Annotated in this window: 22 protein-coding genes; all 22 read right to left on the reverse strand. The window is 71.7% G+C overall.

Annotated elements, in window-relative coordinates; all coding sequences use genetic code 11:
* Nucleotides 1-193: 193 nt before the first annotated feature.
* Nucleotides 194-931: a hypothetical protein gene (locus tag ACFYO8_RS10265; protein ID WP_387257019.1), complete on the reverse strand. Its 738-nt coding sequence runs from the start codon at nucleotides 929-931 to the stop codon at nucleotides 194-196.
* A gap of 920 nt (nucleotides 932-1,851) precedes the next feature.
* On the reverse strand, nucleotides 1,852-2,313 hold the full coding sequence (locus ACFYO8_RS10270) for a DUF4262 domain-containing protein (protein ID WP_355093595.1): 462 nt from the start codon (nucleotides 2,311-2,313) through the stop codon (nucleotides 1,852-1,854).
* Entirely contained in the window at nucleotides 2,306-2,698 is a 393-nt protein-coding gene (locus tag ACFYO8_RS10275) for a hypothetical protein (RefSeq protein WP_387257020.1), read from the reverse strand. Before ACFYO8_RS10275 ends, ACFYO8_RS10270 begins: the two co-directional genes overlap by 8 nt.
* Before the next feature lie 97 nt (nucleotides 2,699-2,795).
* The gene (locus ACFYO8_RS10280) at nucleotides 2,796-3,338 is read right to left on the reverse strand and encodes a hypothetical protein (protein ID WP_387257022.1); all 543 of its coding nucleotides are present in this window, start codon (nucleotides 3,336-3,338) and stop codon (nucleotides 2,796-2,798) included.
* A complete protein-coding gene (locus ACFYO8_RS10285; RefSeq protein WP_387257023.1) occupies nucleotides 3,335-3,946 on the reverse strand; it encodes a hypothetical protein in 612 nt (203 codons plus the stop codon). Before ACFYO8_RS10285 ends, ACFYO8_RS10280 begins: the two co-directional genes overlap by 4 nt.
* 294 nt (nucleotides 3,947-4,240) lie before the next feature.
* The gene (locus tag ACFYO8_RS10290) at nucleotides 4,241-5,878 is read right to left on the reverse strand and encodes a VWA domain-containing protein (protein WP_387257025.1); all 1,638 of its coding nucleotides are present in this window, start codon (nucleotides 5,876-5,878) and stop codon (nucleotides 4,241-4,243) included.
* A gap of 37 nt (nucleotides 5,879-5,915) precedes the next feature.
* Nucleotides 5,916-7,082, reverse strand: coding sequence for an AAA family ATPase (locus tag ACFYO8_RS10295; RefSeq protein ID WP_387257026.1), 1,167 nt, complete (start codon nucleotides 7,080-7,082; stop codon nucleotides 5,916-5,918).
* A 348-nt stretch (nucleotides 7,083-7,430) separates the two neighbouring features.
* Nucleotides 7,431-7,904 (reverse strand): hypothetical protein, encoded by a 474-nt coding sequence (locus tag ACFYO8_RS10300; RefSeq protein ID WP_387257028.1) that lies wholly within the window; start codon nucleotides 7,902-7,904, stop codon nucleotides 7,431-7,433.
* 109 nt (nucleotides 7,905-8,013) lie between these two features.
* Nucleotides 8,014-9,105: a DUF4314 domain-containing protein gene (locus ACFYO8_RS10305; protein WP_387257029.1), complete on the reverse strand. Its 1,092-nt coding sequence runs from the start codon at nucleotides 9,103-9,105 to the stop codon at nucleotides 8,014-8,016.
* A 77-nt stretch (nucleotides 9,106-9,182) separates the two neighbouring features.
* A complete protein-coding gene (locus ACFYO8_RS10310) occupies nucleotides 9,183-9,845 on the reverse strand; it encodes a hypothetical protein (RefSeq protein WP_387257031.1) in 663 nt (220 codons plus the stop codon).
* A gap of 114 nt (nucleotides 9,846-9,959) precedes the next feature.
* Nucleotides 9,960-11,030 carry a peptidoglycan DD-metalloendopeptidase family protein gene (locus ACFYO8_RS10315; protein WP_387257033.1) on the reverse strand — a complete coding sequence of 357 codons (1,071 nt, stop codon included), beginning with the start codon at nucleotides 11,028-11,030 and terminating at the stop codon, nucleotides 9,960-9,962.
* Between the two features lie 103 nt (nucleotides 11,031-11,133).
* A complete protein-coding gene (locus ACFYO8_RS10320) occupies nucleotides 11,134-12,174 on the reverse strand; it encodes a hypothetical protein (RefSeq protein ID WP_387257034.1) in 1,041 nt (346 codons plus the stop codon).
* 21 nt (nucleotides 12,175-12,195) lie between these two features.
* Nucleotides 12,196-12,642 (reverse strand): hypothetical protein, encoded by a 447-nt coding sequence (locus tag ACFYO8_RS10325; RefSeq protein ID WP_387257035.1) that lies wholly within the window; start codon nucleotides 12,640-12,642, stop codon nucleotides 12,196-12,198.
* Between the two features lie 196 nt (nucleotides 12,643-12,838).
* A complete protein-coding gene (locus ACFYO8_RS10330) occupies nucleotides 12,839-13,285 on the reverse strand; it encodes a hypothetical protein (protein WP_387257037.1) in 447 nt (148 codons plus the stop codon).
* Between the two features lie 139 nt (nucleotides 13,286-13,424).
* Nucleotides 13,425-14,072, reverse strand: coding sequence for a diguanylate cyclase domain-containing protein (locus ACFYO8_RS10335; protein ID WP_387257039.1), 648 nt, complete (start codon nucleotides 14,070-14,072; stop codon nucleotides 13,425-13,427).
* A 94-nt stretch (nucleotides 14,073-14,166) separates the two neighbouring features.
* Complete coding sequence (locus tag ACFYO8_RS10340; RefSeq protein ID WP_387257041.1) at nucleotides 14,167-15,168, reverse strand: MarR family transcriptional regulator; 1,002 nt, start codon at nucleotides 15,166-15,168, stop codon at nucleotides 14,167-14,169.
* A 180-nt stretch (nucleotides 15,169-15,348) separates the two neighbouring features.
* Nucleotides 15,349-15,699, reverse strand: a complete 351-nt coding sequence (locus ACFYO8_RS10345) for an Lsr2 family protein (protein WP_387257043.1) — start codon at nucleotides 15,697-15,699, stop codon at nucleotides 15,349-15,351.
* Nucleotides 15,700-15,730: 31 nt separating this feature from the next.
* A complete protein-coding gene (locus tag ACFYO8_RS10350; protein ID WP_387257044.1) occupies nucleotides 15,731-16,867 on the reverse strand; it encodes an FAD-dependent monooxygenase in 1,137 nt (378 codons plus the stop codon).
* A gap of 262 nt (nucleotides 16,868-17,129) precedes the next feature.
* Nucleotides 17,130-17,447, reverse strand: coding sequence for a hypothetical protein (locus ACFYO8_RS10355; RefSeq protein ID WP_387257046.1), 318 nt, complete (start codon nucleotides 17,445-17,447; stop codon nucleotides 17,130-17,132).
* Complete coding sequence (locus ACFYO8_RS10360; RefSeq protein ID WP_387257047.1) at nucleotides 17,444-18,289, reverse strand: hypothetical protein; 846 nt, start codon at nucleotides 18,287-18,289, stop codon at nucleotides 17,444-17,446. Before ACFYO8_RS10360 ends, ACFYO8_RS10355 begins: the two co-directional genes overlap by 4 nt.
* Nucleotides 18,290-18,711: 422 nt before the next feature.
* A complete protein-coding gene (locus ACFYO8_RS10365; RefSeq protein WP_387257049.1) occupies nucleotides 18,712-19,524 on the reverse strand; it encodes a hypothetical protein in 813 nt (270 codons plus the stop codon).
* Nucleotides 19,525-20,021: 497 nt separating this feature from the next.
* A complete protein-coding gene (locus ACFYO8_RS10370) occupies nucleotides 20,022-20,906 on the reverse strand; it encodes a replication-relaxation family protein (RefSeq protein WP_387257197.1) in 885 nt (294 codons plus the stop codon).
* Nucleotides 20,907-20,943 lie beyond the last annotated feature (37 nt).

Consider the following 20,943-nt stretch of genomic DNA (forward strand, 5'->3'; position numbering starts at 1 on the left):
AGGGCGTTCCCGGGATCGGAGACCCGGCACCACCGTCGTGACAGACGACGCCCCCACCCCACACCGCAAGGGACAAAACGGTCAAGCCGAAAGCCCTACCGGAGGATCAGACCCCTCTGACGAATCGAGGCCGGCAGGGTGCGGCACGAAGTGCGGGGCGGTGCTGCCAGATCCTTCGGAGTCTTTCCGGGTTTCACTCCTCGCCGTCGGTCAGGCGAAGCGCGTCCTTGATCTTGTCGTTGCGCAGGGGCAGGTATTCGCCCTCGACGAAACGGCCGCCTTCGAAGATCTTCATGAGCGCGGCCGTGGTCTCGTCGCTGAGTAGGGAGGAGTTCGCCTCCAGCATCCGGTTGAGGGTGTCCGTGAGGTCTAGGGCGGAGAGTCTCTCCAGCGCGCTCTTCAGTTCCGGCGGAGCGTCGGCGTCTTCGACGCGAGCACGGGACAGGGTCCGCATCTGATCGGCGATGAACGCCGCAGCGATCATGATAATCGCGAGTCGCCGTTGCGCTTCTTCGCTGCTCATATTAGTCCGAAGGTCGTCCAGTGAGGCCTCTACCTGTTGCGAGAAGTTCGTCGCGGCGGTGCCGTCCAGGGCGGGTTGGCTCTCGCCCTCGCTCATCTCGGAGTTCCCACTCGACTTCGACTTCAGATCGTTGAACCAGCCCTTGACGTATGGCGCGGACTTCACTGCTGCGATGATCCCGCCGGTGGCGACTGCGATGATCCCGCCAGTGGCGACGACCCCGATGATCACGCCTTTCAACCTGCTTTGCGCAAGTAGCTTCGCTATTTCAGCATCCGCCGAAAGCAAGTCGACGCGCCCGAGGCTGCGAGCAGCATTGAAAGTATTCGAGCTTAAAGCGCCGAGGTTCCTGGTTGACGCTGCAAGTTCGTGACCGGCATCGACGATGACTTTGTAGTAGTCGGACATCTCTCACATGCGCTTACTGCACTGTTGGGATTGATCATCCAGCTCGGCGCCCCCCGCTGCCACGCGCCGAACTGTGCTGGCGGCGACTAGCGGTTCGGCGGCTCGATGCCCGCTTGCTGAAGCCGCCAGCGTGCGGCTGCTCGGTGCTGCTCGCTGAATAACGGATCCCACCTCGGGTTAAGGATCTCCCATTCGATAGTCAGCTCGGGTCGTCCAGCTTGAACAAGCCGACCGAAGCCTGTCTGGATGTCCCCGCTAACGACCAGGCGTCGCGCAGCCTCCGCTGCACCCAGAGTGGAAATCATCCCTTTCCATGCCGTTGGCCGGTAGGGCGGAGAGAGGCGGAGGCATGTCTCGATCGCGATCTCACATACCGCCCGAAATCGGACTCAAGAGTCGCAAACGCCTGGAGATCGTCGTCATGGTGATTAGGCACGAAAGGCCTCCGCAGATGCCAGGTCTCGCCGCGCTCTGCGGTCGAACCGCAGTATCGCTGTGAACGGAGAGTAGAGCAAGAGGCGCCAAGCAGCGACGAACAGACTTGCTGCCGCTCGAGCGTGCGGGCGGTCAGAGCCCCATCGCTATGGGTAGCCGGTTCTTGCCGCGTCGGCGAGGATCCGGGCGGCTGCAGGGTGACTACGGCAGCGAGCTGGCCGAGACAACGCGGACTATCCGAAACGCACGGCACTGCGGACGACGAAAGGCGCCGTTTTCTCACTCCATGCCCACCGAACCGCCGGGAAAGGACGGGCACTCGCTAACGCTCAGTGACTGGCTAACGAGGTTGACCCCAGTGACGGCGTTGACATCGGTGGCGACACAGCCAGAGCCGCGGGTAGGCGAGCGCATCCGATGGTGGCCGGGAACCGAGCGCCGATAGGGGCGCCCGGATCCCGGCGGACCGCAGTTGGCGTGCCCTTTTACAGCTGGGCGATGAGCGGCTGTGCCTGCGGGGCGAAGTTGTACCCATGGTCCCAGGGGAACCGGCCCTCCTGGTCGGGCCATACCAGCTGCTGGAGGCGGATTTGGTCGCGGCCGTAGCGGTTGATCGCCATCGCGGGTAGCAGCTCGTCGGTGGGTGGTCCATCGATGATGATCGCGTCGTAGCCGGCGATGAGATCGCTGATGCGCTGGCCGTGGGCGAACCGTTCGGCCTTGTCGTAGACCCGGCGAGCCAGGTCGTTGAGGAGGCTGTGGGCTACCTCGGGTGGCAGTCCGGCGGCGATTAGTTCGGGGTAGTCGTGGGCGGTGAGTCCGACGGTGTAGGCGAATGGGGCGGTGGTGTCGGGGTCGTCGTCGGTGGGCAGGACGTGGGTGACGGCCCAGCCGGTGGTGTCGATGACCTGGTCTTGGCGTCGGAGGAAGTCGTTGATGTCACGCATGGGGGGTGTCTCCTGGGCAGTCGGCGGTAGGTGCGAGGTTCGGGCCGGATGGCTCGACGTCGACGAAGCCCCAGAGTCGTTCCATGACCTGGAGTTGCCAGGTGCGGTAGCGGTCGGCGAAGCCACGGCAGACCGCGGGCGGGACCGGACTGCCGGCGTAGGGCAGCGTCGAGTGGCAGATGATGTAGCCGGCATCGCCGCGCGCCTCGGCCACCATCTGCTTGAGCCGGCCGGGGTCGAGGTGCATCGGGTTGCCGGGCTTGAAGATGCAGGTGGCGCACTCGCGGGCGAGCCGTCGGGTCTTGCGCAGTTCCGGGTCGCCGACGCTGAGTCGGGGTGACCGGTCGCTACCCGGATCGTCGGCGGGATCGAACATGCTGTCCATAGTCAACTCCTTGTCGTTGCGGCGCGGGGCCCGCATCCGTGGATGCGGGCCCCGCGAATCCGGGTGAACGGAGTGCCTCGGCACCGGTAAGGCCTGGTCAGAGCCGGCGCAGCCAGGTCAGCACCGTGTCGACGTCGGCACGGCGCAGCCCGTCGTACGGGTCGACCCGGTGGAGCAGGGTGGGTGCGCCGTCGGCGGTGCGCTGGTCGGCGGGGGTGGGGTCCTTGCCGCCGAACTCGTCGTCGAGGACGGCGAGTGGCCGTCGCGCGGCCCAGGCATACAGGTCGGTGAGTTTGCTCTGGTGGCCGAAACGGACCCCGCCGGCGTGGACGGGGACATGCGGCCAGGCCGTCGGTAGGGCCAGCCGTGGCGCGATCCATGCGGCGGCCAGATGGTTCCAGCTGGTGCACCACACCGGTTGGGCGCGCTCGGCCAGTTCCCGCAGCCACGGCCCGTGGCCGGGGTTCAGCCAGACGGTGCCGGTGACGCGCCGACCGTCCGGGCCGGGCCCGTCGTAGCGGTGCGGTCGGTAGCCGAGTGTCTCGGCGTGGGCGGGGTTGGCGGGGTAGAGGACGCCGTCAACGTCGATGGCCACGATCGGTGAGGACGCGGGGTATGCCAGCGGTCGGGCGCTGGTCATGGCTGGGCCTGCTCGATGGTGATCGGGTGCAGGGGCACGGTGAGCCGGTCGGCGGTGCGGCCGGGTCCGTCGGCGGGTTGCCACGTATCGGCGGCGGCGTGGTTGGGGAACGGGCCGATGGCGGCGAGCCAGCCTTCGGTGCGGTCGAGCAGCACGAGGGCGGCGGTGCGGGCGTCGTCGAGGGCCGGCCGCAGGACCGGGGCGAGGCCGGGCGGTAGGTCGACCCAACTGGTGGCGGGCAGATCCGTGACGGCGGGGTCGTGCAGCGGTACGGGCCTGGTCACGGCGAGGGTGGTGCTGTCGAGCGCGAGCGTGGCGGCGTGGGAGTGGGCTGCTTCGGCGCCGCTGGTGGGGCCGTGGGCGCCGAGGTCGCCGCTGGTGTGGACCGCGAGCAGCGCGTGTGGGTCGCGGATCTCCAGGGAGTCGAGGACTGCGAGGGTGACTGTGTCTCCGGTGCGCATGTCGCGCAGGGTGAGCAGGACCGGCCGTCCGTCCGGGTCCCGGTTCCAAATGATGGCGTCGAAGTGTTCGCTGGTGACGTCGCGCAGGCGCCGCCAGGCGCGGTTGTCGGTGTCGAAGGGGTGTTCGTCGTCGGTGCCGTAACGCATGAGGAACTCCTTGATGGGCAGCGTCGTACCGCGTCCGGACCCGGGTTGGTCAGGACGCGATGCATGCACGCTTCGATGGCGCGGGATGGTCAAGTCGCGGGGCAGCAGCGAGGCCGTTCGGCATCGGCCCTCCGCGAGATGCGAGTGGGGCCGCCTGGGGCAGCCCTTTTCCATTCCAGGCCCGGGTACGTCGTGGATCCCGGCGCACCGTGCTGCGCGGGCCGCAGCCGGCGCAGCGCCGCGGCGCGGAGTGGGACTGGTTGGCCGCCGGCTCGGGACCCGCTCGGCCGGGATTCAGGCCTGGGCGAGTGCGATGACGGCGGCGTCGGCGATCGCCGCGATGGCCTCGGTCGGGTCGGTGACGGTCAGGGTGGTGGCCTGGGTGAAGGTGTGCCCCCAGATCTGGTCCGGGCCGGTCGGCTCGCCGCCGGTGGGCGGGTCGGCGGGGTGGAGCCACAGCACGGCGCAGCCGGCGCGGTGCAGGGTGGTGACGAGTTGCTGGCCGGCGGGGATGTCGTCGAGGTAGCCGTCGGAGACGACGGCGAGCATCCGCAGGGCGCGGCCGTGGCGCAGGTCGAGGAGTTGGTCGGCGACCTTGACCGCTTCCGGGAAGGTGGCGGTGGCGAGGCCGGTGCGCATGTGCAGCACCTGCCTGGGGTAGGTGCGTGGGGGCACCAGGACGGTGGTGCGGTCGCCGAAACCGATGGTGGTGGTCGTTGCGTCGGCGCGGCGTGCCGCGTTGGCGAAGATCCACGCGGCGGAGGACATCGCCTCGGTGTAGCGGCTCATCGACCCGGACAGGTCGACCAGGATCGCCAGGTGCAGGCGGGGTTTCTCCGGTGGCAGTTGGGCGCGCTGCTGCCACGGGGCGGCGGTCGGCATTTGCCCGGCGGCGGTCTGTGCTTCGGCGGTGATGGCCTGCCTGGTCCGCAGCCGACCAGGTGGAATCGCCGAGGGGCGCCGGCCGGGCTCGGGGTGACGGGTGCGGGCCTGCCGCAGCCGGTTAGCGAGGTCGCGGGCCGCGCGGTGTTCCTGCTCGGTCGGGTCGGTGCGGTCCCACTCTGCTGGTGGGCTGTGCCGGTGGGCCAGCAGCGCCGCGGCGTACTCGGCCGCGGTGACACCGGCGGCGACGGCGAGGTAGTCGACGAGGGCCGCGGCGAGGCGGCCGGGGAACAGGCCGGCGTCCGGTACGGGGGTGTCGTACTGCTGGTCGGGGTCGATGCCGAGGACCTGACACCACCGGCGCGCCAGGGCGATCATGGTGTCGGCGTCGGTGTCGTCGCAGGTGTGGGCCTCGCGCCAGATGTCCCGCAGTTGCCGCAGGCGTTTGCGTCCGAGGACGCCGGTGACGGCGGCCCGGACCGGGCGGACGTCTTTGCTGGTGACGATGCGGGCGTCGACGCGGGCCAGCAGCAGGGCGGCGAGCTGCCCGGCGTGCCACGCGTCGTCGACGGCCGCGTCCTCGGGGTCGAGGAGGGTCGTCACGACGTGGCGCAGCCAACGGCGGTCGCCCCGGCGGCGGGCGCGTTGGCGTCCCTCGGCCCGGGATTCCTCAAGCATGGCGGCGACTGCGGCGAGGATCGGCGGGGTGCCGGGCGGGGTGGTCCAGCGGCTGTACGCGGCGTGCGCGGCGCCGTGCACGAGCAGCCCGTATCCGGTGGGCACGATCCGCTTGTGCCGGGCCTTCGTCGGGTCGGTGACGTCGGGGCTGTCGGCGATGTAGGTGGCGTCGACCTCGATCCGGTTGAGGGCGGGGTAGAAGCACTCGGGGGCGTCCCCGGCGGCGCCGGGGGCGACGAGGACGGTGAGGTCGGTACGGCCGGTCAGCAGCGGAACGTGCTGGGTCCACGCTGCGGACCAGTCATGCCAGTCACTGGCGCCGGCCGGCGTCGGCGGTGCGCCCTGCTGTAGGTGGGTGCTGGGGTGTGACACGGATTGGCTCCTTCCAGAAATCTGAGGTGGGCGGCGGTTAGCGCTTGCCGAGGGCGAGCGCGGTGATGGGCGTGCCGGTGTGTCGGGACAGGGCGGCGGTGACGTCGTCGCGGGCGTCCTCGGGGGCGATGCCGGCCAGGTTGGCCAGGGCGGCGGTCATGCCCAGGTGGTCGCGGACTTTGACGAAGCCGAGTAGTTCGCGCAGCTGCGGCGCCCACACGGTCTTGCCGGCGTTGAGGTCGGCGTTGAGGTCGATCGCGGCGGCCACGACCGGCTTGGGGACGCCGAGTTGGCGGGCGAGGTCCCAGTCGGTGGTGACGTGCAGGTGGACGGTGAACCGGGAGGCCAGGGCCTCGGTGAGGACCGCGCCGTGCACGCCCGGGTTGTGGCCGGCGACGATGTAGAACCCGTCGACGGCCTGCACGGTCTCGTTGCCGTTTGCGGGGATGGTGATGACCCCGCGGCCGTCCATGGCCGGGTACAGGACTGCCAGGACGCGGGGTGGGATGAGGGTGGCGTCGTCGACCAGCAGCACGCGACCCTCCCGCATCGCGGTGACGAGGGGGCCGTGGACGAACTCGTAGCCGCCGCCGGGGATCGGGCTGTAGGAACCGAGGAAGTCATCGACCACGGTGTCGCCGGTACCGGCGACGGTCAGCAGGTCGGGAAACGCTGCCTCGACCATGGCTGTCTTCCCGGTGCCGGGCGGCCCGTACAGCAGCACCGGCACCTGTTGCGTGCGTAGCCGCCGTAGTTCCTCGACGTCCCATCCCTTTCCGAGCCGGCGCGGGTGGTACAGCGTCCCGTTCGGGCGCGGTACCGGCGCGGGCCGCGACTGCCGTCCGCCAGCACTGCCGCTGGCGGTGCGGGTGCGGGGTGCGGCGGGTGGCAGGGTGCCGGCGGCGTCGATGCCGGCCTGGGTGATCTGGAAGCGGTGGTGCGGGTCGCGGTGGTGGGTGGCGTGCCCGGCGGCGGCCATCTTCTTCAGCACCTCGAACACCGCGCCGGAGGACGGCGCGCCGATCGCCCGGGTGATCTCACCGGTCTTGAAGATGTCGTCGGGGTGGTCGGCCAGGTGCAGGGCCACCTTCCGGTACAGGTAGCCGGACCGGCCGGGGGCGGCCTCGGCGGTGGGCGTGTCGGTCGCGGCCGGGTTGTTCTGCGGCGCGCCGGCCTGGGGGGCCGGTGGGATTGGTGTGGTCATGGTGATGCCTCGATTCCAAGGTCGAGCCCGCGCACCCGTCTCCGGGTGCGCGGGCGGTGGGTACCGCACAGCGGAGACGGGTGGGGCCAACCCCGTGCCGGCCTGGTCGGGCCGGGCAGGTGGGCGACCACACCCCGGTAGTGCTGAAGAATTACGGCGACACGTGGGTCGCCGCCGGTGCGTGCTGGTCGGTGTCGACGCCGCGCGGGCGGTGTCTGCGCCGACGATGGAACGCCCCACAGCCCAATCGATCAAGTCGAATTGGTGCGGGGCGCGGGATCGCTGACGTGCCGGCTGTCTACGCGGGCACGTCGAGGGTCGGGAGCTGGGCCGGTGGCCAGGTCGTGGTCAGTCGGCGCAGCCCCGTTCGCAGCCCTGCGGGTCGCACTGCTGACCGTCAGCCATCCGGGCCAGGGCCAGCCCGTCGTCGCCGTCGAGGAACGGCCAGCCGAACCCGTCGGCGAAAGCCTTGACCTTGGGCGCCCCGTACATCGGGTAGCCGGCGTGGTCCATCGCCGCCACGATGTCGTCGCGCCCGAGGAGCCAGGCCAGTTCGCTCAGCTTGTCCATCGACCGGCTCGCCGAGTTGCCCCGGTGGTCGAGGATCTTCCCGATGGCGAACTCGAGGTAGTCCCGGGCGTAGGTCTCGTGGTCGACCCGCTGGGTCCACTCAACCGGGCGGCGGGGGGTGATGACCTGGCGGGCGTGGTCGAGGTCAAGTGCCTCCACGAGCACGTCCTCCCGGAAGCCGAGGATGTCCTGTCGGTTGGCACGGAGAGCCCAAACCCGGGTGACGATCTCCTCTTGCGTACGGATGGTCACGTGGCTTTCCTTCCTGTTGGTCCTACCTGTCGTGGTGGTGTCGGGTGCCGCTGACGGAGACGGCTCGGTTCCGGGTGACGCGGCGCGGCCTGGCCGGGGGTCGCTGGGCCTATGCCTGGTCGGGTTCGGGCAGGTCGCCGACGATCCGGTCGCAGGCGTACGGGTCGACGGCCTCCCAGCACCAGCTGCGGCCCATCACCACGTACCGGCCGTCACCATCCGGGGCGACGCGTTCGATGGCTTCCGGATCGTCTGATAGGGCGCGCTGGTCGACCACGAGGACGTCTCCGTCGAAGGACAGGTCGGCCAGATCCGCGTCGACCCGGCGATCCAGGTCGTCCTCCGGTACGCCCTGCTCGCGCAGGCTGCGGCGGTGCTGGTCGCGGAGCCGGTGCTGGTCAGCGACGATCGCCTCCGCCACCGGGCGAGTGCAGGAGAACACCGCCCACCCGTTCCAGTGGTCGATCAGTGTGCCGACGAAGCCGATCTCGAAGCGGTCATCGCCGTCCGGGCCGACGGTCATCGCCCACTCGCCGGAAAACACGCCGACGTCGCCGACGTGTACCCGGTCGGGGTGCAGGTGGGACACGTCGCGGCCGGTGGGGCTGGCCGCGAGGTGACACAGTGCGGCGACACGCTCTTCGGCGGCGGTGTCGAAGGCGTCGCGGTAGACGGTCATCGCCTCGTCGCGCTGCTGGATGCGCAGCCCGAACCAGCCGGAGACATCGCCGGTGGCGTCGGCGAACAGCTCCCACCCGGCGGCATCAACCGAGTCTCCAGCCGAGGAGAAGTGGGGCAACGTGTCGAGGACGGCGGGATCGCCGTCATGGATGCCGGCCAGGATCCGGCGGGCGGCCAGGCGGCTGTCGCCGCTGACCCGGGCGCCGATGGTGTCCTGCGCCCACCACTCGGCTGCGGTTTGGCCGGCCTCGGTGCCGGCGGCCCGCATCCGCCGCAGCGCGGCGGCCCATCCGGTGGCCTCGCCGACCGGATCGCCGGTGGGCGGCGGGGTGGTGGCTGGTGCGATGCGGTCACCGTCGTCGAGGCACATCGACAGCGTCGAGCCGCTGTCCCAGGCGACCTCGACGATGTTCTGCCGCTGGTCGTGACGGCGGACGGTGCCGGTGTCGCCGGCACGCAGCCGGCTATGTGGGTCGCTGGTGTGGACCAGCGCGACGCGCTGGCCAGGCTGGTACCTCATGGTGGTCTCCGATCGGTGAGTGGACGGGCCATCACTGCCGCTGGTGGGCGGCGACGGCGTGGGGTCGGGTCTGTTCATCAGGCGCTGCCCGTCGCGTCACCCGTCGTGGGGTTGTGCGGCGGCCAGGGCTTGCGGGTGACGTGGTCGCCGAACATCGGGTCGGTGGCGACCGAAGAGCCGCAGCGGGTGCAGCTGGTGGCGGTGTCGTAGCCGTAGCCGGCCATGGACGGCACCTCGACATGGTCGATCTCGTCGACCGCGCCGCAGACGGTGCACACCGTCATCTCCGGGCCACCGCCGTCGTCAGCGGGTGCGGTGACGAACAGGTCCTCGACGGGGTCGAGGTGGTGGGCGCTGTGCCGCAGCCAGCGGCCGTGGACCGTCGCCTCGTACACCACCAGTCGCCGCTGGTCGAGGTGCAGCAGGTACAGCCATTCGAGGGCCCCGTCAACGTCCTCGCGCAGCGCGCCTTGCCGGACGGTGTCGTTGTCGGCGGGGTAGCCCAGGCCCCGTACGGGCGGCTGCTGGTCCCAGCGGCGGGGCTTGGGGTTGACGGCGAGGGACCACCAGTTGCGGGCCAGCAGCGCCGTGGCCATGGCGTCGGTGTCGCGGCTGAACGTGTCGGTCCAGATCCGGCGCAATAGCGGCACCAGAACCTGCGGGTCCTCGCCGAACTGGATGAAGCGGGCGGTGTACCTGCCGCCGAGCGCGGCGACACCGATGAGCGTGGGTGTACTCACGGGCTTTCCCTCCTCGGGGTTGTGTGGATGGGGGTTGCGGTGGTCGTCCCGGGGCGGGCCGACCTCCGAGCTGGGGGTGGATCACGCAGCCGCCGCCGGCGTTCGCGATGGCGACTACTGGTTGAGGGGCGCGCCGACGGAGGCCATGAAGGCGACCGGGTCGACGGCCGTGCCGGAGGTGTGGTCACCGAGGTGCACCTCGAAGTGCAGGTGCGGTCCGGAGGAGTGGCCGGAGCTGCCGGAGACGCCGATGACGTCACCGGCCGCGACCTGTTGGCCCTCAGCGACGGCCGGGTGGGTGAGCATGTGGCAGTAGCGGGTGATCACCCCACCGGGGTGAGTGATGTCGACGTACCAGCCGCAGCCGCGGGTGAGAGCGGGGTCGCCGTCGCGGTCGCAGCCCCAGTCCCGGCCGGTGCGCACGTCGACGGCGTTGCAGCGCACAACGGTGACGGTGCCGGCGGACGCGGCGTGAATCGGGGTGCCCTTGCCCACGATCAGGTCGACACCGTCGTGCCCAGGCCGGCCCGGGGTGCGGAAACCGGAGCCGACGTCCCCGTGCACAGGCTGTGTCCAACCCTGCGCGCTGACGGTCACGCCGCAGGCAGCCAGGCCGGTGGTGACCCCGGTCAGGGCGGCGACGATGCGGGAGGCGTCGGGTTCCCACCTGGCGTAGGCGTCCGGGTAGGCCGATCGCTGCACCGCCTGGGCGGCCTCGGTTAGGGGCATCGCCTGCCAGCCGTCGACGGCCAGCAGCCTCTGGTAGAACTTCGTCGCCGCGTACTGCGGGTCCCGTAGCTGCTCGGGGGTGCCCCAGCCCTGGGATGGCCGCTGTTGGAACAGGCCGACCGAGTCCCGGTCCCCACCGGGGGCGTTGATCAGGGAGGATTCCTGCATCGCGGTGGCCACGGCGATGACCCAGCCGCGGGGCGGGACGCCGAGGCGCATGCCGACGGCGGTGATGGTGGCGGCGTTGCCGACTTGCTCGGTGTTCCAGTCACCGATCGGACCGATCCCGCCCGGGGCCGGGCTGCGCGTCGCCGACGAGGCGGTGGGTGTGACGCTGGTTGCCGTACCGCAGACGCCGGCGCCGCCGCCGAAGATTAGGGTGGCGGCCAGTCCGGAGCACAGCAGCAGGACGCCGACGACCGCGATGGCGATCCCGGACAGCACGCGGGTGGTCATGACTGGTCACTCCTTCAAAGCGGCGGCCGGGTGGTGGGCGGGGACGGCGAAGGCCGCGCGGGCCAGTGGGAGGCGTCGCGCGGCCTTCGGGGTGGGTGCGAGGTCAGCGGGCGAGGACGGCCACCTTCTCGCCGTGCAGCAGGGGTGCCCCGTCGGGGCCTTTGATGTGGGCGTTGATCCAGATGCGGTAGGGGTGGCCGTCGCGGTCGATCAGGCGTCGCCAGTGGCCGCGGACGACGAACCGCACCCGGTAGTGCCATTTGGGCTCGCCGTCGGTGGGTTCGGCGAGAGGGCTGGTGCGGCGCAGTATGACCACGCGGGTGTCGTGGCGGATGTTGGCCCGTACGGCGCGGCGGCGCGCCGCGCGGTCCAGGGGGGCGGCGGCGACGGTGGCGAGGGGTTGGGCCTGGATGCGCCAGAAGGCGTAGGCGACGGCGGCGCAGGCGCGCATCGGGGTGGTGGTCTCGTCGATGCAGAACCGGCCGTCGGGTGCCGGTTCCCAGTCGCGGTCGTCTCCGTCGAGGACCGGCAGGTCGGGGCGGGGGTCGACGGGCTGGCCGATGGGGATCTCGGTGAAGTCGGTCAACACGTAGGGGCCGAACTGGCGGGCGAGGTCGGGCCGGTCGGTGAGCTGCTGCCGGCGGCGGACGGCCGCTGGGTCGTGCGGGTCGTGGTGGTCGGCCCAGCCGGCGATGGCCCAGAAGGATCGGCCGCTGCCGGTGGTGGTGGTGGTGCGGGCCCAGGTGATCGCACCGATGGAGGACACCTCGCCGCTGAGGCTGCGGTGGTAGATCGGTTCGGGGAGGAACAGCACCCCACCGTTATCGGGGGCGATGTCGGCGGGGAGCACCTCGCCGGTCAGATCGAGGGCCGTCGCGGCGGCGGCGATGATCGCGGTCATCGCGGGGGCGATGACGTACGGCTCGCCGGATCGCCACGGGTTGGCGGTGATGGCGCGGACCGCGTCGAGGACCTTCGCTATGCCCGCTGGGCTGGGGCTGGGGTGGTTGGCGAGTCGGCTGCCGAAGAACGCCTGCAGGTACTGCGCCGCGAGCGGGCTGCGGTGGTAGTCGACCATGCGGGTGCGCAGGTCGACGGCGGTGCGGGCGTAGCCGGCGAGTGTGTCGTTCGGTAGGAAATTCACTGGTTGCCTCCAGGTGCGTGCTCAGGCGGCCAGCGCCGCCACGGGTGGACGCCGGTAAGGCCGGGATTGCGGCGGCACCGCGTCCGGTGCGGGCGCGGGCCGCGTCAGGGGTGCCGGCGGGCGGGCGGGGGTGAACCAGCCGGTGAAGCGGCGCAGCGGGGCGGGCACGGGGGCGCGTCCCCGTACGACCCCGACCGGGCGCGGCGACGGCGGCGGGGGCGCCGGGGTGAGGGTGGCAGGGGCGCGGCGGGCGTGTTGTTCGGCGCGGTGCGCGGTGCGCAGCGCCCAGCAGGGGCCATGCTGCCCGCGGCACTGCAGGTTGGTGCAGGTGCCGTCGGGTCCGGGTTGGTGGGCGGCGGCGACGTCGACCGCGAGGGCCCACAGGAGCCTGTCGGTGACGTCGTCCGGTACGGCGGTGCGGTCGCTGGGGCGCCGGTTGCGGCCCTCGGGCTGTGCGGGGTGTGCCATGGCGGGTGGCCCTTCGGTCGGCGGATCGCGGGCATGCGCGGTCGCCGCCCGACTCGCGTCGGAGCCCTTGGAAATGCTGATGTCCGGACGACGGACAACGACCAGCGATGATCGACGCTCATCTCTCGATGAAGGTCAAGTCATGTCGGGCGGGCAAGGTTCTGCCCGCCCGGCACGGCAGCGTGGAGTCCGTGGTTCAGGTGGTCTGTTCGGGGTCGAGGCGTACGCGGGTGGGGTCGATGGTGGTGAGCAGGTGGCGGGAGACGCCGCGCCAGTAGCGGCCGTTGTTGCCGCCGAGCGGGACGAGGGAGACGCGGCCGGTCCCGGTGTCGCGCAGCACCACGTACAGCTCGCCCGGAGGCTGCTTCCAGCCCGCGCCGGCGACGGTGACGAGGGTGCCCGGATGCAGCGGCGCCTCGTGGACCATGGTCAGCTCACGGCCGGTGGTGGTGTCCGCCGGGGAGGCGGGCCGCAGGTAGGTGGGGTTGACCTTTACCGGTCGGCCACCGTCGACGGGTTCGACGACGACGTTGACCGGCAGCAGCCGGGTGACGCGGTAGGTGACGCCCCGGGTGCTGGCGCGGGCCACCGCCGGGTCGATGGTCACCCGGTCGCCGATGGAGTACGTGTGAGGGCTGCTCATGGCGGATGCGCTCCTTATCTGCGTCTCGGCGACCGTCGCCGAGGACGGGGAAAGCAGGGCTGGGCGGATGGAAGCGGGCACGGTGAGGACCTCACGCACGTCGGCGGGCGCGAGGTCCTCTTGGTGTGTCCGTGAGCGGTCAGCGGCGGCGCAGGTCCCGTAGGCGGGTACCTGGCGGCGGTCCGGTGTGGCCGGTGGTGGCGGTGGCTCCGTGCACCCCGGATCCGGTTTGTTTGGCCTGGTACATGGCGGTGTCCGCCTGGTACAGCAGGGTGCGCGGGCCGACGCCGAGGGCGGCGCTGGTGTACCCGACGCTGGCGCGTACGACCAGCGCGTGGTCGCCGAGGTCGACGGGGTGGCGGCCGACCGCCCGCCAGGCGGCGCGGGCGGCGGCGGCGACGTCGTCGGGGCCGCCGTCGACCAGCAGGGCGAACTCGTCGCCCGACAACCGCGCGGCGAGCCGCACCGGCCCTCGTAGGGCGGCCAGCCGTCGGCCGACCTCGGTGAGGACGTCGTTGCCAGCCTCGTGGCCGAGGGTGTCGTTGACGGCTTTGAAGCCGTCGAGGTCGAGCAGGACGAGCCCGAACGGGGCATCTGCGCGTGTGGCGCTGGTGAGGGCGGCGAGCAGGGCCCGCCGGTTGGGCAAACCGGTGGTGTCGTCGTGGTCGGCGGCGTAGCGGGCGCGGGTCAGCGCCTGCTGCTGGCGCCACAGCAGCGCTGCGGCGAGGGCGAGACCGGCGAGGACTCCACCGGCGGCGGTGACGATCGAGGTCAGGATGGGAGACACTTCGGGAGCTCCTTGTCACTGAAGGAGCACCGGGGGCGGGCGTGGTTCCGGGAAGTTCGACGCCCGCCTCCGGGCTACCGGCTGGCGGGGTCGTTCAGGCGGTGGTGTCGGCGAGGGCGAAGGTGGCGGGCTTCTCGGCGGCCAGGACCGCCCGCCCGGTCCCGACGAGCTTCACGGCGGCGTTGTGGACCGCGCCCGCGCTGGCCTTCTTCGCGCCGGATCCCTCGTTAGCCCGGTCGACCAGCTTGCACAGTTCGCTGACCTTGTACTGCTGGCCGGGGTTGGCCTCGAGAATGTCGAGGATCGCGCCGCGCAGGGTGCCCGACGCCCGCCGGGTAGAGGACTGTGCCTCCTCGCCCGGCGCCTCCGTGGCTGGCGGTGCGGCGGGTGCTTCCGTAGCGGGGTCGCCCGTGGTGCTGTCGGTGGCCCCGCCGGCAGGGGGAATGTCCGGCGCGGCCGGTCCGGCGTCCGCATCGATCGCTGCGCTCGGCGTTCCGGTGGCCGGGTCGGTGTCGTCGGCCATGACCGGCACCTCAGGTCCGGCAGTCGAGCGGGCGTCATCGTCGCCGTGGTCGGTCTCGGTGTCCTCGGCTTCAGCGGCCTCGTCGGGTGCGACCTCGACGTCACCAGCAGCCGGCGATGCCTGCTCCTGGGCGGCGTCCAGTTGCCCGTCGGCGGGAACCTCGGCCGCTGGCCGCTGGCCGTGGTCCTGCCCGGCGGCCTCTCCGGTTTCCTGCGGGTCGTCGCCGTGCGGCCCGTGTTCTGCGGCGTTGTCGGGTGTGTCGGTGTCGCGGGCGGCGGGCTCCGGTGCGGGCTGGCCGTGACCGCCGCACTGTTCGGCGTGAGAGCGGCCGGTGTCGGTCAGCCGCCACAGGCTGCGTCCGGTGTTGCTTCGGGTGGGCTCGGCCAGTTTCGCGGTTTCCAGGGTGCGCAGTTTCGGGGTGGTGGTCGAGTAGCCGAGGCCAGCTTCGGTGGCGATGGCGGCGGCGGTGGCCTCGCCGAGCCGGTGCAGCGCGGCGAGGACCTTCGCGACGCTGGGTGCCAGTGGCGCTGTCGCGGCCGTATCGGTGGTCGTGTTGGTTGGGGTGCTGCTCATGGGCGCGTGGCCCCCTTTCTCCTGCCGTCGGCAGGGGCTGGTGAGTGAGGCGTTGTGCACTGATGCACGCTTCGATTCGGGTATTGAGCAAGTCGTCTGCCCGGAGTGCGGGACTGCGCCGACGCGCACAGGTGTGCCGCCCGGTGATCGCTCGCCGGGCGGCACATTGGTGACCCGGGGTCAGTGCGCGGCGTGGTAGGCGTCGCGCACCGCGGCGGGGATGACGCCCCCGGTTCGTGGCCGGGGCAGATTCAGCTCCTCCCAGTTCGCGGTCCACCACCAGGTGCGGATCTCCTGGCTCTGGGTGCGGCCGGTCGTGGTGCCGCGCTGCCGCCGTGGTGCCCGGGGCTGTTTCGGCAGGCGCCGCCCGGCCGTGATGAACGGGCCGAACGCCGCGGCCATCCGGTCGAAGTTGCCGGCGGACAGGTCGATCTCGTAGGTGACGCCGTTGAAGGCGAACTGGTAGGTGCCGACGTCGTCGGTGGAGCCGTCGAGGTCGTCGACGACGATCGCGGTGGTCTTGGTGGCCACGAGGGGGCCACCTCCTTTCTCTCGGGATGGGTTACTGGGCGAGTTCTTGGGTGCCGAGGCCGAGCTGGTGGCCGACGACGGGCCCGCGGTGCACGGCGGCGACGGCGTCGGGCAGATGACGGCGTTGCCAGCCGTGCAGGGCGGCGGTGAGGTCAGCCCGGTACTTGCGGTGTTGGGTGAGGGCGGCGACGAGACCGGCGGCCTGCTCGATGCCGTTGTTGGCGCCACGGGCGGTGTGCGGGCGGACGGGGGCGAGGGCGTCGCCGAGCAGCACGGCGTGGCCGGCGCCAACAGGCCACACCATGCGGTGCGGTGGGGTGATGTCGAGGACCGGCACTGCCATGCGGGTGGTGGTGGCGTGGACGACGGTGGCGTGGTCGGCCGGCAGAAGCAGGTCGGCGTGGGTGTCGACGTGGTGGCGGGCGGCGGGGCTGACGTGCCGGGGTAGGGCGAAGACCCGGCGGGTGGGATCGGCGCCGAACCGCTGCGCGTACTGGGTGCTGGTGCAGTTGAGGTAGAAGGTCCAGTCGCAGCCGCCGGGTATCGGGGCGAGGTTGAACTGCGCGCCCGGGCAGGGCTGCAGCCGCAGGAAGTCCCGCAGCCCGGGCTCGGGAGTGACTGGAGCGATGCCGCGGTGGGCGACGTAGCCGGCGTACCGCAGGGTCCGGTCGGGGTCGAGGAGCCGGCGGCCGGTGGAGGATCGGCCGTCGGCGAATACGACCAGGTCGGCGGCCTCGGTGTGGCCGTCGCGGAACCGCAGTTCCGGCTGGCCGGTCTGTTCGGCCAGGGCGGTGACCTTCATTCCGGTGTGCAGGACACCGGCGGGTAGGCGGCGCGTCAGTGCCTGGTGCAGCAGCGTCCAGGTGGTGTTGCGGCCCGGGTAGGTGCGCCTGATCGTCTCGGCGGGGTGGCGGTCGCGGATGGTCATCTGGACGATGGCCTCGGAATCGTGGGCGACGAACTCGTGCTGGCTGATGTCGAGGCGGTCGAGGACGTCGAGGGCGGGGTGTTCCAGGCCGATGAGGCCGCCGCCCAGGGGCGCGGACGCCGGCGCCGCCTCGTAGACGGTGACGTCGTCGAATCCGGCGTGCAGCAACAGCAGCGCGGCGACGGGGCCGGTGATGCTGCCACCGACGACGGCGATGCGGGGCCTGCTGGTGGATGTCATGAGGGTTCCCTTCTGACAGGGGTGGGAACCCGGGCACGGCCGTGCCCGGGTGTGCGCGAGTGCGCGGGTGGCCGGGCATCGGCCAGGTCGTGCCAGTGAGAAAGCGCGTCAACGGCGGTGGGCCGTGGACGCGCAGGTCAGCCGCCGTGGTGCGGCGGTCGGATGGACGTTTCGAGGACCCGGGGGCCGGGCTGCGCCGGCTGGTGCGCGAAGGGCGACCAGGCGGGCAGGGCAGCGCGAAAGGGTGCGGCCCTTGGCGGGGTTACCGGCCGGGTATGGCGGCCGGCGGCGGCACGGGAAGTATCCGCCGCGCCCGCTGCAGCAACTCGTCGGCGACCGGGATCAACGGCGTCGCGTTCGGCGCGGTGGTCGGGGTGGTGCGGTGCCAGCTGTGACCGGGGCTGCTGGCGATGATGGTCCAGGTGAACAGCGGGGTGAGGACCTCGGCGACCGCCGTGCTCTGCTTGGCGTAGCTGTCCCGGTAGACCCGCACCCGCAGGACGTACCCGTCGGTATGGTGCACGCGGGTCAGCTCGTAGCAGCCGGGGCCGCCCAGCTGGAACGCCTCGTCGACGATCACCGCGACCGGTCCTTCGGGTCGGCGGCGCGGAAGGTCGTCTCGGACGCGACGAGGGTCCACGGCCACTGGTAGGCGCCGATGGCGTAGCAGCCGTTGGCGTCGGCGGTGACCCGGTCGTCCTCGATCCAGCGGCCGTCCAGGCCGTCGTCGTGCTCCCACTCGACGACGACCTCGTCGCCGTCGAACCGCAGCCGGGGGTGCTCGACCGGCATGTCACCGGGGTAGAGGCCGTCGAGGTGGGTGGCCATACGTTGCACCGCGAACAGAGGGAAGCGGCACAGCACCCCGGCGCGGGAGAGGGTGGTGTAGCCCGGGGCGACCATGGCGCGGTAGGCGCCGCCGCCGACCACGTCGCAGGTCACGCTCGCCGGGGTCCAGGTGGACAGCGGCGGGGCGATGTCGCCGCGGTGGCGGGAGATGCGGTAGCGGTCGTTGGTGTCGTCGCTCGCCGGGTCCGGGTGCAGTCCGAACCAGTGCATCCCGTGGTGGCGGGCGTAGCGGAGCAGGTCGAGCAGGTCCCGCCGGCCGTCGACGTGGTCGGTGTGCAGGGGCAGGAATCCGTGCCCGTCGTCGGCGGGGACCGGGTTGCCGGTGGCGCCGGTGGCGGTGTGGGTCCAGGTTTCGGCGAGGGCCCGGTGGTCGGTGCCGTCGGCGTCGTACCAGCGGGGGATCCCGTTGCAGGACAGCCAGTCACCGTCGGTGTCGTGGGACCAGATGAGTGCGGCCTGGTCCGGGACACCGGCCCGGTACTGCTGCCGGGTGCGCAGGTGCGCGTTGGTGGCGGCGGCGTGTTCGGCGAGGGGTAGGACGTCGTCGACGCGGAACCACAGTCGGTCGGACATGGCGAAGGAACCTCCTGATGGGGGAAGAGGGAAAGGTCGGCCGTTCGCTGGCCGGGCTTGCGGGGGCCCCAGCCCGGGGCGCCGGGCGGTTGCCGCACGGGGGCCGGCAGTGGGTCCACGCCACGCCGCTTGGCCCCCCGTGGGTACGGCGGATCGCCCGCTGGAGCGGGTCGGATGTAGTCCCAGGCGGGCGTGGTTCAGGTGGTGGTCAATGTCGTGTGGGGGGTGTGGCCGCACTCGTCGCGGCGGGTGTGTGCGTCGCAGGGGCCGGGACGCTCAAGGGACGCGGCTGTAGAGCTCGCGTCTGCTGCTGGTGGCCGGCGCGGCGTGGGTGCAATGGGGTGGAGCCGGTCGGGCCGCCGCCGATCCCCAGGGAAGAAGGGATGGGTGGCGGTGCCCGACCGGTTCCGGATCCGGTGGTGCTACAGGGCGACGGCGAGCAGTCGCTGGTCGGCCTCGATGGTGTCGAGGTACCGGTTCGCCTGCTCGAGGTAGGTCACCCGGTGGGTGAGGGCGTCGCTCGCGGGTGCGAACTTGTGCCCGTCCGGGGTGAGCAGGGCGTCGCCGCACACGGCGGTGGTGGCGCTGTAGTGCTGGTAGGCCATCGGGCCTGCCTGGAACATCTCCAGCTCACCAGGGCTGAGGTGGGCGGCGCCGTAGCTGGCCGCGTTGTGCATCCGCATCGCATTGACGCGGGGCTGGTTGTTGAAGTCCGCCTCGGCCCGCTCGCGCGGGTATTTGGCGGGTTCCGCCAGGTGGCGGGCCAGCAGGGTCGGCCACGGGGTGGCCGGCCGGGTGCCGTGCACGACCTGCTGCCACAGTTGGTGGCGGATGCCGGCGCCGACGCCGGCGGCGTGGCGCATGGCGTTCAGGTCGAGCAGCTTGACCGGTCCGCCGGCGCAGTACACCGGACGTCCCTTGCGCGGTGCGACCAGGTCGCGCCGCTGCCACAGCCACATGTCTGGGATGGCCCAGAACCGGGACTGCAGGGTGCCGGACACGCCGAAGTGCCGGTCGAGCTGGGTGGCGGTAAGGGCCTGCGACGGGAGGCCGTCGGGCAGGCAGACGATCAGGTTGTTGATCGTCGCGGTCGGCGTGACCACCGGGCTGGTGGGCGCCGTGGTGCTGGCGGTGGTGGCCGCGGGGGCGGGCTTGCGGCCCGGGCGGGGCGTCACCGTTGGCACGCGGGTGCCGTAGCGGCTCAGCGGAGTCGCGGCACCGTTGGTTGCGGTCATGAGGGGTTCCTCCTTCGGTTTGGGCGCGTTGTTGGGCGCGCGGAAGTGGTCGGCCCACCGGGTACATGGGTCGACTCACGGGACGAACAGGGAATGGGTGCAGCAGAGTCGCTGCTGGTGGAGCGGGCTGGTGCTGGCGGTGCGGGTTGGTGCTGGTGGTGCGGGTGGTGCGGTGCGACCTGGGGGTCGCCGCGCGGCGCGGGCGCCGACCGGCCCGGAGGCGGGTGGGCGGAGCGCACCGTTGGGTGCGGCGGTGGTTCCCGAGGTGGGACCGGACCGGGTGGAGCGATATATGGGTGAAGGTGGTGCCGATGAAGGTAGCGGCCGGATCTGTCAGCGCCGGCCGCCGTCATGATCGTCAGTAGTGCGGTTGACCTGTACTGTCAGACGACCGCTCGATTCCGCGGGTGAGGAACGGGGAGGCTGTGAGATCTGGTCGGTCTCACAGTCGCCCACGACGGTGGACGACCTCCCTCCGCGTGTGGTGAAGGTGGGCGTCAGGGCTCCGGGTCGGCGGGGCCGCTGAGGTCGGTGTCGGTGAAGCGGTGCGGGTTGGTGGTCGGGTTGTCCGGGCCGTGGTCGGAGGGCAGTTCGTGCAGCCAGCGGCGTGGGCCTGGGTCGGTGGTGAGGGTCCAGGCGGGTCCGGCGGGGTGTTCGCTGTGGATGCCGGTGGCGACGGGCATGGCGGTGGGCACTCCGGCGAGGGCGTCGAGGAGGTGCTGCTCGCGTCGGCGGCCGGGGACGCGCAGCAGCACCGGGTAGCGGGGCCCGTAGCGGGCGAGCTGCTCGTACGCGCGCAGCTTGCGCAGCACGGTGCCGAGGGGTTCGGTGCCGTTGTCGTGTTCGAGGAAGAACCCGACGGTGCGCCCGCCTGCGTGCCAGATGCCGTGCCCGTCGGGCTGGACCCCGGTGCCGCTGCCGGCGGCGTACGAGGCGGCGGCGAAGGCGGCGGTGGTGTGCTGTTCGGACCACCACCGCGCCAGCCGGGCGTGCTCGTCGGTGCGGGCGTAGCCGATCAGGTCGATGAACAGCTGGTTGGTGCCGAGCAGGTGGGCCAAGCGGCGGCTGCCGATGATGCGTTCAGTCCGTTCGATGCTGGTCCGAGGCGCTCGGGCACCGGCCTGGTTCGGGTCGTTGAACTGGGTCGGGTGGACCACAGCACCGAGTGGGCCGAGGGTGTAGAGGTGCTGGCCGGTGCCGGTGGTGACGTCCACGAACCGGCTGACCGCCTCCATCTGGTGCAGCTGGGCGAGGCGGAGCCGGGCAGAGCGACGGGACGGGAACAGCGCCGCCGTGATCTGGTCGGTGGAGAGCACGTAGTGCTCGGCGAGCAGCCGCAGAAGTTGATGATCGCGGGTGGTGAGTCGACGGAGCCGGTCCAGACGAGCGAGACGAGAGGACGAACGAGAACCGGACGAC

This window comes from Micromonospora sp. NPDC005257 (genome assembly GCF_042872445.1).
Lineage (GTDB): Bacteria > Actinomycetota > Actinomycetes > Mycobacteriales > Micromonosporaceae > Micromonospora.